10 protein-coding genes are annotated in these 14,306 nt (G+C 68.6%); 6 read left to right on the plus strand and 4 right to left on the minus strand.

What is annotated here, in order from left to right; translation table 11 throughout:
• Window positions 1-92 precede the first annotated feature (92 nt).
• Together ACIBCK_RS34845 and ACIBCK_RS34850 are read left to right on the plus strand one after the other, a co-directional pair.
• Window positions 93-1,076, plus strand: coding sequence for a LacI family DNA-binding transcriptional regulator (locus ACIBCK_RS34845; RefSeq protein ID WP_399396991.1), 984 nt, complete (start codon window positions 93-95; stop codon window positions 1,074-1,076).
• Between the two features lie 93 nt (window positions 1,077-1,169).
• Window positions 1,170-4,259, plus strand: coding sequence for an alpha-mannosidase (locus tag ACIBCK_RS34850; protein WP_399396790.1), 3,090 nt, complete (start codon window positions 1,170-1,172; stop codon window positions 4,257-4,259).
• Between the two features lie 31 nt (window positions 4,260-4,290).
• On the opposite strand, the gene ACIBCK_RS34855 is transcribed toward ACIBCK_RS34850, so the two are convergent.
• The gene (locus ACIBCK_RS34855; protein ID WP_399396792.1) at window positions 4,291-4,716 is read right to left on the minus strand and encodes a DUF3592 domain-containing protein; all 426 of its coding nucleotides are present in this window, start codon (window positions 4,714-4,716) and stop codon (window positions 4,291-4,293) included.
• Between the two features lie 223 nt (window positions 4,717-4,939).
• Between ACIBCK_RS34855 and ACIBCK_RS34860 the strand changes: the two genes are divergently transcribed.
• Window positions 4,940-5,962 carry a cation diffusion facilitator family transporter gene (locus ACIBCK_RS34860; protein ID WP_399396794.1) on the plus strand — a complete coding sequence of 341 codons (1,023 nt, stop codon included), beginning with the start codon at window positions 4,940-4,942 and terminating at the stop codon, window positions 5,960-5,962.
• 484 nt (window positions 5,963-6,446) lie between these two features.
• Here the strand turns inward: ACIBCK_RS34860 and ACIBCK_RS34865 are convergent, their stop codons facing one another.
• On the minus strand, window positions 6,447-8,876 hold the full coding sequence (locus ACIBCK_RS34865; RefSeq protein WP_399396796.1) for an ABC transporter permease: 2,430 nt from the start codon (window positions 8,874-8,876) through the stop codon (window positions 6,447-6,449).
• Complete coding sequence (locus tag ACIBCK_RS34870; protein ID WP_399396798.1) at window positions 8,873-9,565, minus strand: ABC transporter ATP-binding protein; 693 nt, start codon at window positions 9,563-9,565, stop codon at window positions 8,873-8,875. Before ACIBCK_RS34870 ends, ACIBCK_RS34865 begins: the two co-directional genes overlap by 4 nt.
• A gap of 264 nt (window positions 9,566-9,829) precedes the next feature.
• On the opposite strand from ACIBCK_RS34870, the gene ACIBCK_RS34875 reads away from it, so the two are divergent.
• Together ACIBCK_RS34875 and ACIBCK_RS34880 are read left to right on the plus strand one after the other, a co-directional pair.
• Entirely contained in the window at window positions 9,830-11,125 is a 1,296-nt protein-coding gene (locus tag ACIBCK_RS34875) for a sensor histidine kinase (protein WP_399396800.1), read from the plus strand.
• Window positions 11,122-11,823: a response regulator gene (locus ACIBCK_RS34880; protein WP_399396802.1), complete on the plus strand. Its 702-nt coding sequence runs from the start codon at window positions 11,122-11,124 to the stop codon at window positions 11,821-11,823. The genes ACIBCK_RS34875 and ACIBCK_RS34880 overlap by 4 nt, the downstream gene beginning before the upstream one ends.
• A gap of 104 nt (window positions 11,824-11,927) precedes the next feature.
• Here the strand turns inward: ACIBCK_RS34880 and ACIBCK_RS34885 are convergent, their stop codons facing one another.
• Window positions 11,928-12,572 carry a TetR/AcrR family transcriptional regulator C-terminal domain-containing protein gene (locus ACIBCK_RS34885; RefSeq protein ID WP_399396803.1) on the minus strand — a complete coding sequence of 215 codons (645 nt, stop codon included), beginning with the start codon at window positions 12,570-12,572 and terminating at the stop codon, window positions 11,928-11,930.
• 116 nt (window positions 12,573-12,688) lie between these two features.
• Between ACIBCK_RS34885 and ACIBCK_RS34890 the strand changes: the two genes are divergently transcribed.
• Complete coding sequence (locus ACIBCK_RS34890; protein ID WP_399396805.1) at window positions 12,689-14,167, plus strand: MFS transporter; 1,479 nt, start codon at window positions 12,689-12,691, stop codon at window positions 14,165-14,167.
• The last annotated feature ends 139 nt before the right edge of the window (window positions 14,168-14,306 follow it).

The raw sequence follows: 14,306 nt of genomic DNA on the forward strand, positions 1-14,306 counted from the left end.
CGGCAGCCCGCCGATGGCAATGACCCCGCGAAGGTACGAAGGAAGGACCGGCCGTGGCGCAGCACCGACCGAGCGACGCCGCCGCGCCGACGATGCGTGATGTCGCCGCTCGTGCCAAGGTCAGCGCGATGACCGTCTCCCGGGTCCTCAAGGACGACCCCCAGGTCACCGAGGCCACCAGGCAGCGGGTGCTGAGCGCCGTCGACGCGCTCGGCTACCGGCGCAACGAAACCGCCCGCCGTCTGCGGGTCGGCGGCAGCGGGATGATCGGTCTTGTCGTCACCAACCTGGCCAACCCCTTCTACTCACGACTCGCGCTCGGCGTCCAAGAGGTCGCCTACGCCCACGGCCTGCGGGTCCTGCTCGGTAACACCGCCGAACAGGTCGACCGGGAGCGGGGGTTGGTGGAGGATCTCGCCGCCAGCCAGGTCGACGGGATGATCGTGGTGCCCGCCAGCGGCAGCCACCGGCACCTGACCCCGGCCGCGTTGCGCGGCATGCCCCTCGTCCTCGCCGCCCGGCCGCCGGCGGGCATGGAAGCCGACTGCGTACTCGTGGACGACTTCGGCGGAGCCGAGGCGGCGACCAGCCGGCTCATCGAGGACGGTCACCGGCACATCGGGTTCCTCGGCAACCCGCCGGCGCTCTACACCGGCGCCGAAAGGTTCCGCGGCTACTGGGCCGCACACGAGGAAGCCGGCCTGGAGCCCGACGAGCGCACCATCCGCCGCGGCCCTTCCGACGTGGCCGCAGCCGAACGCGCCGCCGTGTCCCTGCTGCAGCAGCCCGATGCGCCTACTGCCCTCTTCTGCACCAACAACCGTCTCACCCAGGGTGCCGTCCGAGCCGTCCGCACGCTCGACGTTCCGGTGTCGCTCGCCGGATTCGACGACTTCGACCTCGCGGACGTCCTCGGGCTCCCGCTGACGATCGCGTCCTACGACGCCGACGAGATCGGACGCAGGGCCGGCCAGATGTTGATCGACCGCATCAACGCCGGCCCCGGCGCCTCGCTGCCCGTGCGACGTTCCATGGTCCCCATCGAAGTCATCCGGTACGGGACCCACCACATCTAGGCCTTCCGCCCCTCTTTCTTCGGGGCTCTGCTGTCCCACGACGGGCTCGGCGGGCAGGTCTGCCGCCCTGCGCGGAACTTTGGACGGAGTCTTATGCACGACGACCGCACGCTGACCGAACGCCGGCTCGCCCGGGTACTCGACCAACGCCTCAGGCCCGCAGTCCACGCACGCAGCCTCCCCCTCGAAGTGAGCGCCCACCACACCTTCGGTGAACCCATACCGGTGAAGGAAGGGATCGCCGGGCCCTACGAGCCGGTCGCCACCGGCACCCGCTGGGGGTCGGCCTGGTCCACGAGTTGGATCAAAATCAGTGGCACCGTCCCCGACGACTGGGCGGGGGAGCGGGTCGAAGCCGTGCTCGACCTCGGCTTCGCCGCCACCCAGCCAGGCTTCTCCGCCGAGGGGCTTGTCCACCGGCCGGACGGGACTCCGGTGAAGGCGCTCAACCCGCGTAACACCTGGCTCCTGGTCGCCGAACAGGCCCAGGGCGGCGAGGACTTCGAGTTTCACATCGAGGCCGCCGCCAACCCGCTGATCTTCGACTTCGACGCCGCGGGCGACCCCTACGTGCCCACGCGGGCAGGCGACATCGCCCCCTGGCTGCGCGGCGAGGGTCCCGCCGAGCCGGCCGGAGAACCGCTCTACCGGCTGACGCGGATGGACCTTGCCGTCTTCGACGAGACGGTCTGGGAGCTGGTCCAGGACCTCGACGTACTGTCCGGGCTGATGCACCAACTGCCCGAGGACTCCACCCGCCGCAGCCAGATCCGGCACACGGTCAGCAGGGCTCTCGACGCGATCGACCTCCAGGACATCGCCGGCTGCGCCGGGCAGGCCAGGACTCTCCTCGCCCCGGCGCTGTCCGCACCCGCACACGCGGGCGCCCATCAGATCTCGGCCGTCGGCCACGCCCACATCGACACGGCCTGGCTGTGGCCGGTACGCGAAACCGTCCGCAAGGCGGCCCGCACGGTCTCGAACGTGACCGCGCTGATGGATGATCACCCCGACTTCAAGTTCGTCATGTCGCAGGCCCAGCAACTGGCCTGGCTCAAGGAGCAGCGCCCGGAGGTGTACGCCCGGGTGCGGGAGAAGGTGGCGAGCGGGCAGTTCCTGCCGACCGGCAGTCTCTGGGTCGAGCCCGACACCAATCTCTCCGGCGGCGAGTCCCTGGTGCGCCAGTTCGTCCACGGAAAGCGTTTCTACTTGGAGGAGTTCGGCATCGAGACGCGGGACATGTGGCTGCCGGACACCTTCGGCTACAACGCCGCACTGCCCCAGCTCATGAAGCTCGCCGGCATCGACTGGTTCCTCACGCAGAAGATCTCCTGGAACACGACCAACGCGTTCCCGCATCACACCTTCTGGTGGGAGGGCATCGACGGCTCCCGCGTGTTCAGCCACTTCCCGCCCGTCGATTCCTACAACGGCGACCTCTCCGGGGCCGACATCGGCCACACCGAACGCAACTTCCGCGACAAGGGGGCCGCCAACCGCTCGCTGGTGCCCTTCGGTTACGGCGATGGCGGAGGCGGCCCCACTCGCGAGATGCTGGCACGCGCCGACCGGCTGGCGAATCTGGAGGGCTCCGCGAAGGTTGAACTGGAGGGCCCAGCCGACTTCTTCACCAAAGCCCACGAGGAATACCCGGACGCGCCTGTGTGGGTCGGTGAGCTCTACCTGGAACTCCACCGGGGCACCCTCACCAGCCAACTCGCCACCAAGCAGGGCAACCGCCGCTGCGAACACCTGCTGCGCGAGGCGGAGTTGTGGGCGGCTACGGCGGCCGTACGGACCGGCGAGCCGTACCCGTACGCCGCGCTCGACCGGATCTGGAAGACGGTCCTGCTGCAACAGTTCCACGACATCCTGCCCGGCTCCTCCATCGCCTGGGTACACCGGGAAACCGAGCAGGCCCACGGGGAAGCCGCCCGCGAACTGAACACGCTCATCGACACGGCCCAGCGGTCACTGGCCGGCCCACCTGCCCCTGACGGCAGCGAGGTCGTCTTCAACGCGGCTCCGCACGACCGCGACGGCGTGCCCGCCCTCGGCGGCACACCCCGCCCCGCATCGCCGCGGACGGTACCCGTACAAGCGAGTCACGGCGGCAGCCTTGTCCTGGACAACGGATGCGACAGCCTCATCCTGGACAACGGACTGATCCGCATCACGGTCGACGCCCGTGGACTGATCACCTCCGCCTACGACTACCGTGCCCGCCGAGAGGCACTCGCCCCGGGAACGGTGGGCAACCTCCTCCAACTCCACCAGGACTTCCCCAACCAGTGGGACGCCTGGGATGTCGACGCTTTCTACCGCAACACCGTGCAGGACCTCACCCAGGCAGACAAGGTCACCGCCCGCGGCGACGCCATCGAGGTCGTACGGACCGTCAACCACTCCCGCATCCGCCAGCTCCTGACACTGAGCGAAGGCTCCTGCCGCCTCGACATCGACACCACCGTCGACTGGCGGGAACGAGAGAAGATCCTCAAGGCCGCGTTCCCCCTGGACGTGCGTGCCGCCCACTCCACCAGCGAGATCCCCTTCGGCCACGTCCAGCGGCCCACCCACTCCAACACCAGCTGGGACGCGGCCCGCTTCGAGATCTGCGCCCACCGCTACCTCTACCTCAGCGAGCCGGGGTGGGGAGCGGCCCTGGTCAACGACTCCACCTACGGCCACGACGTCACCCGCGACGTCCGCCCCGACGGCGGCACGACGACCACCGCCAGGCTCTCGCTCCTGCGCGCCCCACTCTTCCCCGACCCCGACGCGGACCAGGGCGAACACCGGTTGTGCTACGGCCTGGTGCTCGGCGCCGACATAGGCGACGCCATCCGCGAGGGCTACGGCTTCAACCTCGCCGAACGCAGTGTCGCCGGCACGGCTACCGTCGAACCGCTCGTCGAGGTCGACCACAACGGTGTCGTGATCGAGGCGGTCAAACTAGCGGACGACTCCTCCGGAGACGTGATCGTGCGACTCTACGAGTCACTCGGCGGGCGCGCGACAACGACCCTGCGCGCTGGATTCCCACTGTCCGACGCCACGTTGACCGACTTGCTGGAACGCCCCCTCTCGGGCGCACCGGAACTCACCCGCGACGCCGCGGGGTTGAGGCTCGATCTGCGGCCGTTCCAGATCCTGACCGTACGACTCACCCCGCGCGCCTGAGGGAGCAGTTTCGTTCCCAGAGGCTGCGCGATCACCAGTACTGGATCATCACCTTGGTAATGATGATGACGCCCACCCCAAGGACGCCGAGACCGAAAACCATCCCGAACATGTCCTTACCTGGCTGGGGCTCGGAGGCTGTGGCCTTGTCCGGCTCGTCGCCCGCGTAGTACACGCGCGTCTCGTCGCCCGGCTCCCGGCTCGTCGGGCCACCTGATTCCTTGAACCGGACAGCCAGACCATCCGCCGTCGTGAAGTCGTACTCGTGCCACTGGATCCGCCGCGCCACGTTGTTGACCATCTGGACAGTTACCCAGGCACGCACCACCCGCGCCGACGCGGTGAGTCCGCTCTCCCACGCCGTGCGCCGTTCCCGCGTTCGGCGCACGATCGCGTAGGCAGCCCAGAGCATCAGCACGATGATCAGTGGGAAGAGCAGGTGGAAAACGAAATCCATGCCGTAAGTACCCCGTACGTGAGGAAAGGGAACGATGCGCGCCCCGTGTCAGTCGCTCACGGTGCAGGCGGACCCTATCCGAGTACGGCAGGGGCATGACACCTGGGCGTGGATCACACGGTGAACGACGGCTCCTGTACGTCTGGAGCGACACCGCCGGGGTACACGACGGCGTGTTGTCCACAGCAAGCACTCCCGAGATCTACCAGAACTGCGAGGCCTGATGACCGCCAAGCCGTCGACCGAGCAACCGTCGAGCAGACCGGCGTCGGCCGAGCGAGCGCCAAGCGAGCAGGCCGCGAGGAACAAGTCGTCGAAGGACCAGGAGACGAAGACCACCGTGTGGGTGGCTCTCGCCGCGAACCTGGTCATCGCCGTGGCCAAGGTGGCGGGCGGACTGTTCGCGGCCTCACCCGCGCTTCTCTCCGAGGCGGCCCACTCGGTCGCCGACAGCATGAATGAGGTCTTCCTGCTGGCCGCGCTGCGCCGCAGCCGTAAACCGGCAGACCCCCAGCACCCCTTCGGCTACGGCAAGGAACGCTTCTTCTGGGCGCTGCTCGCCGCCGTCGGCATCTTCGTCACCGGTGGCTGCTTCTCCATCTTCCAGGGCGTCGAGGCCCTGCGCTCCGAAAGCTCCGAAACCACGACCGGCTACATCATCGGTCTCGTCGTACTCGGAGTCGCGTTCCTCGCCGAGGGTGGTTCCCTGGTCCGCGCACTGTGGCAGGTGCGGCAACAGGAGGGCGGCATCGGCGCCGACCCGGCCCTGCGCACCGTCATCGCCGAGGACGGTACCGCCGTGCTCGGCGTGACCCTCGCGATGATCGGCATGGGCCTGCACATGGCGACCGGCGAGGTCGTCTACGAAGCGGCTGCCTCCATAGCGATCGGCCTGCTGCTCATCGCGGTGGCCTACCGCCTGGGCAAGGAGGCCAGGGACCAACTCATCGGCGAGGCCGTCGACCCCGAACTGCGCGAGGAGATAGCCCACTTCCTCGCCGAGCAGCCCGAGATCGACCGTGTCGCGAGCCTGCTCACGATGCGGCTCGGCATGGACTCGACGCTCGTCGCCGCCCGCATCGACCTCGCGCCCGGCCGGGACAGCGAGGTGGTGGAACTCGTCATGGTGCGCATCAAATCCGGCGTGGCCGAACGCTGGCCGCAGGCCGACCAGGTCTTCCTCGACGTCACCGAGGCGCCACCTGTACCGGGCGCGGAGGTCGCCCCGGACCTCACGGCTCAGTAGAAGCCCCATGGCCGTTCGGCAGGTGCACGGCCGCACGAGCGGGGTGGGCCGACCCCGCTCGTGCCGGCAGATGCCGTGTCCCGCTCAGGTCATGTCGCTCCGCATATCGTCGTCGTATCGAAAAGCCGATACGCGCCGGCACCACACGGCCGACTTGGCCGGCGTCATGGCCTGCCGCGAACCAGCACCCATGTCCCTGCCCGTGACGCTGACGGTCGCGCCGATCAGCGACGCCGAGCACCTGGCCTTCGTACGGGCGCGGCGCTCGGTGAACCTTGCGCAGACTGCGGCGTGGGCGCGGGGCTTGTCCTTCCCCGGCCGGTGCCGGGCAGCCGCAGTTCACGTACGAAGTGCCGCTGGCGGGACGGTCGGAGGGCGGCTTCATGAGGCTGATCTCGTCGTCGTAGTGGTGCAGTGTGCGGACGCTCATATCAGCCAGCCCGGCCAGCTCGGCCACGCGTCACACTGCCGAGCGGTCATGGTGCTACTCGGTGCGTAGTGCGGTCGCCGTACGGGTTCTGGCCGCCCAGCCCGCCGGGACCAGCGCACCCAGTACGGCGAGCACCACACCACCAAGTCCCAGCGCGAGCAGCTGAGTCGGGCCGTACACATCGAGCACCGTCGACGGCATGGTGGTGCCCACGGCGCGTGCCATGACCGGCATGACGAGGCCGTGCAGCACGTACCCCACCGGTACGCCCAGCAGCCCGCCGACCACACCGATCGCGGCCACCGAGGCGAGCACGAGGCTCACGGTCTGCCGCGGTGTCATGCCGATCGCCTTGCAGACGCCGAGGTCGTGGACGCGTTCCCGGGTGTCGAGGACGACGGAGTTGAGCACGCCCAGGCTCGCTACGGCGACCAGCATGAGAGTGAGCAGCCCGGCCATCGCCTGCATGATGAGGATGACCCCTTTCTGCTCCGCCGGGGGGGTGGTCGTGGCGTCGCCGCCCAGTGGTCGCACCGCCGACGCGAGCCTGTGGGCGTAGTCGTCCGCCGAGACGCCGGCCTTCACCTTGACGAGGAACGTGCTGGGCTCGGCCGACGGGAAGTCGGCCATGTCCGCGTGGATCTCCAGCTGGTTGCCCGACGTGTCGAAGGACTCGCCCACGATTGTCAGGTCGGCGCTCTCCTTCTCGTAGGTCACCCGCACGGTGTCGCCGACCCTGGTGCCGGTCCGCTCCAGGAAGCGGGTGGGTACCACGACCTGCCCGTCACCAGTGAGCCAGCGCCCGGAGAGCATCTCGTAGCTGCCGTCTTGTGAATCGCCTTCGTAGAGGCTGGCCTGAACCGAACCGGAGGTGCCGGCCACGACGACCTCGGTCTGGAGCTTGCCGTAGTACGAGTCCAGGCCGGCCTGGGAGTTGATGGCGGAACGCACCTTCGCCGGGTCGGCGGCCTTGACCTTGGTCTTGGCCTTGGTCGGGTCCGGCACGCTGCGGGCCACGGGAGACGGGCTCGCCTCGGCGGCCACGTCGGGAGGCGGCGGCGGGGGTGCGATGTTGTTCATCCTGCTCGTCGTCACGGTGACCGAGGCACGGCTCTCTGGATCCTGTGACGTGCTGATCGCGCCCAGGGACGAGGTCAGCCCCACCGCGAAGGTCACGGCGATCGTGCCGAACGCCACCGCGAGCACCATCGCGAGGGCGCGGATCGGATGTGTGAAGGGCGTCGCGAGACCGTAGGTCACCGGTCGCGGCAGCGGCAGCCGCCCCAGCACCCGGTGCGCCCGCTGCCCGCGCCCCGTGCGCGGCGCCCGGCCGACCGCGATGGCCTCGACCGTGTGCAGCTTTCCGGCCCGCCGCGCGGGAATCAGCGCCGCGAGCCCCACGATGAGCAGGGCTGCGGCCGGTACTGCCACATCCACCCACCACGCCACCGAAAGCGAGACGGTGCCGTACACCGATTCCGTGTCCGCCAGCATCGGCACGGCCAAGAGGTTGCCCAGCAGGACCCCCAGGATGATGCCGGCGACCGCCGGGACCATCGCCTGGGCCACGTAGGCGCGCACGACCTCGCGCGGAGTGAAGCCGATGGCCTTGAGGATGCCGATCCTGCGCAGACCGGTGCCGACCGACCCGCTGATCACGCTGCTGACGATGATCACCGACATCACGATGCCCAGCGCACCGAAAGCCATCACGAACGGGACGGTCGCCGCCGCGCCCTGATCCGCGGCGCGCTTGGTGTCCAGCCAGGACTGCGTACCCAGCAGTGCTCCGGAGCCCGTGGCGGAGTCGAGCTTCATCCGGCCGGCGAGGATCTGCTGCTTCGTGGCCGAGGAGTCGAAGCGGTAGAGCATCTGATGCGTGACGGGGTGGCCCTGCGACGCCACCGCGTCGACCTGCGCCGGGGCGGCCCAGGAGTCGGCGGTCTTGCTGGTCGACAGGGCGAAGCCGACGACCTTGAGGGCTTGGGCGTTCGCAGTGCCCGACGTCCTGAGGGTGGAGCCGATCTCCGTGCCCGGCCCCTCGAACGACGTGCTGAGCACGATCTCGCCCGGCCTCTGCACCCACCGGCCGGACTTCAACTCCACCCGGTCCACGGCACCGCCCGCACCGGACCGCCCGACCAGGGTCAGCGTCGGAAGCCGGAATCCTGTCTGATCCACCGGGCGGAACGCCGTGGAGGAGTACGGTCCCGCGCTCGCCGTGACGCCGTCCAGGTTTCCGGTCGCCGCCAGTTTCGCCGTGCTCACCTCGGCAGGATCGAACTGGGCGGTGATGTGCGCGCCCCGCTGCTTCGTGAAGGCTCGGTCGAAGGGCGCGGCCGCGGCGACCATCAGCGACCCGGCGACCACGGCCGAAGCCACGGCCATCATCGTGGCGATGGCGATCACCACGGTCTGCACCCGTCGTCGGCTCACCCCGGAGCGCACGACCCGGCTCAGCGGGCAGGCGTCGAACAGGCTCATCGGACGGCCTGCGCGTACGTGTCGCGGGCGAGGTGACCGTCGACCAGGTGGATCGTGCGACTGGCGACCGTCTCGGCCAGTGACAGGTCATGCGTCACCAACACGATGGTCTGGCCGCCGCGGTGCAGATCCATCAGCAGGTTGCGCACGTCGTGACCCGAGGCGGTGTCGAGCGCTCCGGTGGGTTCGTCGGCGAGCAGCAGCTCGGGCTTGTTGACCAACGCCCTGGCGACGCCGACTCGCTGGCGTTCACCCCCGGACAGTCGGCCCGGGTAGGCGCGTGCGTGCTTCTGGATGCCCAGCATCTCCATGAGTTCGCCCGCGCGGGACGCGGCGTCGCGCCGGCTGGCCCCGGTCAGCTGGGCAGGGAGCTGGATGTTGTCGGTGACGTTGAGGTCGTCGAGGAGGTTGAAGAACTGGAAGGCCATGCCGATGTGCGCGCGACGGAACTTGGCGAGGGCGTGCTCGCTCCACTGGTCGATCCGCCGCCCGGCCACGATCACAGCGCCGTCCGTCGGCTTGTCCAGACCGGCGACGAGGTTCAGCAGCGTGGACTTGCCGCTGCCGGAAGGACCTGTCACGGCAAGGGCCTCACCCCTGGCGACGCTGAGCGTGAGCGGTCCGAGCGCGGGCGCGCCGGCGCTGTCGTAGCACTTCGCCACATGCTCCAGCTCGATCACTTGATTCATTCGATCACTTGATTCATACGAGAGGCCCGTCCTTACGGTTCATACGAGAGGCCCGTCCTTACGGTCGTGAGAGGCGCATGCCGTTGCCGGCCCTGTGAACCTAGGGGCGGCTACCGGCGGGGCGCGTCGGCCGAGGAACCAACATCAACCCGTTCCCGCGGACGAACCGGCCGCAGACTCCTACCTGAGGACGAGGACCCAAGGACGGTGCCCTGGTCAGTCAGACGGACGTGGGCCGGGTGCAGAACCCAGCACAATATGCGGATGGATACGGAAGACTGGCGCGCAAGGCAGCGACAGCTCCTCGACGCCCTGCGGCCCGAGGCGAAGGCCGCCCCGCTGCCCGGACGAGCGGTACGCGCCGATGTGGCGCTGGCGATCGTCCTGACCCTCGCCGCTCTGTACGTCGCGATGCGCTACCCCGGCGACGGTCCCGTGACCATCGACCCACCCAAGATCGACGACGGCACCGGGATCCCGGCCCCGCCGACCCCCGGCCCTGATCAAGCACCCGTGGAAGAAGACCTTCCCCCTGTGCCCTGGGCCCTGGTCCTCGTGTCGACGCTGCCGCTCGTGTTCCGGCGCCGCTACCCGCTGGCCGTCTTCGTGACAGTGCTTGCCGCGAGCCTGGCCATCGGCAGCTCCGCCTCCTGGATCACCGTCCTTGCCTGCGTCGTCGCTGCCTACAGTGCCGTCGTGCACAGCCGATACCGGATCATGGCGATAGCCGGCCTGGTGACCGCCGCCGTACTGTCCGGCATCGCCTTCCGCCATGCGGATCCGGTGGTCCCAGGATGGTCCAGCCCGGGTTTCGTGCTGCTGGTGGCCGGGATGCTGGCCAGCTTCGTCCGCTTCCTGCAACTACGACTGGCCTCCAGCAGGGACCGAGTCACCGAACTGCAAGAGGCTCAGGAACAGGCCACACGGCGGGCCGTTCAGGAGGAGCGTGCCCGCATCGCCGCCGAACTGCATGACGTCGTCACGCACAATGTGAGCGTGATGGTGATCCAGGCAGGCGCGGCACGCAAAGTGATGGACGTGATGCCGGAGCAATCCAAGGAAGCACTACTGGCCGTCGAGGCGGGCGGCCGGGCCGCCATGGAAGAACTGCGCCATGTGATGGGCCTGTTGGCAGCCACGGACCAGGAGAAGCCCGACGGCCTGGAGCCTCAGCCCGGACTCGCGCAGCTCGACGCGCTGGTCGCGCGAGTCCGCGCTGCCGGGACGCCCGTGAGTGTCGGGCTTTCGCTGCCGTCGCAGCCGCTGCCACCGGGCGTGGACCTCGCGGCGTACCGCGTCATACAGGAAGCGCTGACCAACACCATGAAACACGCACGCGGCGCCGAGGCGACCCTCTCCATCGGCTACACCGACACCAATCTGCAGATCGAGGTCACGGACACCGGCGGCACGAAAGGCTCCTCGACGGTGGAGGGCAACGGCCGTGGACACCTGGGGCTGCGTGAGCGACTGGCCGTCTATGAAGGCGAGTTGACGGCCGGGCCGACACACGCCGGCGGCTACCGGGTCATGGCCCGTATCCCGCGGAGCGCGTCATGACGGCGGACAGGCCGCCGCTGCGCGTGGTCATCGCGGACGACCAGGCCCTCGTACGTACAGGCTTCAAGATGATTCTGGCCGCGGACGGCATCGAGGTGACCGCTGAGGCGGCTGACGGGGCCAAGGCTGTCGCAGCGGTCCGTCTCACGCGGCCCGACGTCGTTCTCATGGACATCCGGATGCCGGAGATGGACGGTATCGAGGCCACCCGGCGCATCCTCGGCAGTGACGATCTGCGCAAGACCCGGGTCATCATCCTCACCACATACGACCTCGACCACTACGTCTACGCCGCACTCACGGCCGGCGCCAGCGGCTTCCTGCTCAAGGACGTCTCTCCGGAACATCTGGTGGCCGCCCTGCACTTGGTGCAGTCCGGCGATGCCCTCCTCGCACCCACGATCACCCGCCGGCTGATAGAACGCTTCGCCAAGCACAACGAACCCCAGACCGTCGCCCCGCACCGTGACCTGGCCACCCTGACCCCGCGTGAACTAGAGGTACTGCGCCTGCTCGCCAGGGGTCTCAGCAACGCCGAACTCGCCTCCCGGCTCCATCTCAGCCCGACCACGATCAAGAGCCACATCGGCCGCATCCTGTCCAAGTTGGACCTGCGCGACCGAGTCCAGGCCGTCGTCTTCGCCTACGAGACGGGGCTGATCGCCCCGGGAGGGGGCGCCCCGGACGCGGACAGCTGATCATGCACGGAGTTGGCCGTGGGTTGGAGGGTCGAGAGATCCTGGCCGCAGCGGAGTTCGTGGCGCTTGGCGAGCGCGCGGATTTGTTCACGCCTGGCGGGGCATCACAAGGCCGTCTCTCCCTGCGGCGGCTGGGTCGTCTGTAGGCCGAGGAGTCCCTCGATGAAGACGTTCAGTCCGTAGTCGAACCGTTCCGCCGGATTCGTGGTCGACAGCGAGTCGAGTGCCGCCGCGTACTGCGGTGACACCTTGACGTCGAGCGAATCGGTGCGGGTCCGCCAGTCATGGTCGGGCGGCAGGCGGAGCTGGGCCTCTTCCTCGATGGCGTGGCCGAGCACGTAGTAGAAGAGGGCGAAGGTGACCCAGCCCGCCTGGGCGGGGGGCAGGCCGGCCCGGCACAGCACCTGCACGGACACGTCCGAGCCGATGACGGTGTTGGCTCCGGGAGCGAATGTGCCGGCCACTACCCGGGCACCGTCGCGATGGGTAAGCAGAGCCGCGCGGAGCCGGCTACCGAGAATCCGGATCTGCTCGGGCCAAGGGACATCGGGCAGCGGTTCGCTGATGCCCTCGACAATCTTGTCGGCCACCGCGTCGAGGAGCGCCTCCTTGTTCGGGAAGTGCCGGTAGAGAGCGCCACCTTGAACGTTCAGTGCTGCACTGAGTTTGCGCATCGTGAGCTGATCCAGGCCCTCGGTGTCCAGCAGGCGTAGGGCCTCGTCGACGACCTTGGCTTTGCTCAGTGGCATCGGTTCTCCCTTGATTGACACCCCACTTGCGGCATTGTAGCGTGAACGCCGTTCACAGTGAACGGTGTTCACTCAGTGGTGCTTGCTCGTGGTCGTTCAGCCGATGAGGAGACTCCATGCCTGAGATCCGAAGCGCGTCCGCACCCCCTGTCCTGCGGCCCAATCTGCCACTGGGCGTCGTCGTGGCCATGTCCTGCCTCGCCCTGTTCATGGTCGTGCTCGACTCCACCATCGTCACCGTCGCCCTGCCGGACATGAAGACAGGGCTGGACCTGTCGACCGACGCTCAACAGTGGGTCGTCAGCGGCTACTTGATCACCCTGGGCGGCTTCCTGCCCCTGGCGGCCAGGGCCGGCGACCTCTACGGACACAAGCGAGTCTTCCTGTTCGGAGCGGTCGTCTTCACCGTGGCCAGCCTGATCGGCGGCCTGGCATCCGACGGGACCGTTCTGATCGCGGCCCGGATCGCCCAGGGCACCGGCGCCGCCGCGCTGGCTCCCACCAGCCTCAGCCTGATCACCGCCAGCCACACCGACGAACACGAGCGCGAGCGCGCCCTGTCGCTGTGGAGCGTGATGGGCGGCATCGCGGGCCTGATCGGCGTGGTCCTGGGCGGAGTGCTCACCGCGGAACTGAGCTGGCGCTGGGTCCTGTTCGTCAACATCCCGCCCGGCATCGCACTGTTCGTCACCGGGGTCCTGTTCCTTCTCCCCTCCCGCAGCACCGAGCGGATCAAGCTCGACCTGCCCGGCGCCCTCTGCGTCACCTCGGGGATCGGGGCACTCACCTACGGACTCTCGGAGGCATCCGCGGAGGGCTGGGGTGCACCGAGTGTCGTGATCCCGCTGCTCGCGGCCGCCCTCCTCACCGCCGCCTTCCTGGTGGCCGAAAGCAGAAGCCCGCACCCGCTCATCCCATTCGACCTCGTCCGGCCGCGCACACTGCGGATCGCGAATCTGCTCATGTTCTGCCTTGGGGTGACGCTGACCGCCCTGTTCTTCTTCCTCTCGCTGTACTGCCAACAGGTTCTGGGCTACAGCGCGCTGCGCACCGGCATGGCCATGCTGCCCATCACCGTCGTCTTCATCATCGGCGGCATCACCGCCCGCCACCTCACCCTCGTGGTCGGCCCCCGCATCATGCTGGTGGTCGGCGGCCTCCTCGCTGCGGCGGGCGTCGCCTGTCTCGTCACCATCACCTCCCACGCCGCCTATGTGACGCACATCCTCCTCCCGAACATGGTCGGTGGGTTCGGCGTCAGCATCATGCTGCTCGCCGTCACCATCAGCGGCACCACCGGCGTGGAACCCAAGAACGCCGGCGCCGCCTCCGGACTGCTCAACACATCCCGCCAGATCGGCGGAGCCGTCGGCCTCGCCGTGCTGGTGAACATCGCATCCAACGTGACCTCTCACGCAAGCAAGGACAGCGGTCACCCCGACGCGCTCGTCGAGGGCTACCGCGTCGCGTTCCTGGTGATCGCGGGACTCATGCTCGTGGCTGCGCTGGCTGCTCTTGCTTTGCCAGCCGGGAAGCCGGCCAAGGAGAAGACTCACGAAGAGCTCGATGAACAGGCGGCAACCACGCGGTCATGACCGGGGCGTCATGGCGCGTCACGAGCTAATACGCTCTCATGCGCGCCTCGGTGAGGGCACCCAGGGCTTGAGGGCACCCAGGGCTTGAAGGCACCCAGGGCTAAGCGTCCGAACGGGTTGCGTGGTGAAGTGTGGTCCT

The sequence above is a fragment of the Streptomyces sp. NPDC051218 genome, assembly GCF_044455475.1.
GTDB lineage: Bacteria > Actinomycetota > Actinomycetes > Streptomycetales > Streptomycetaceae > Streptomyces.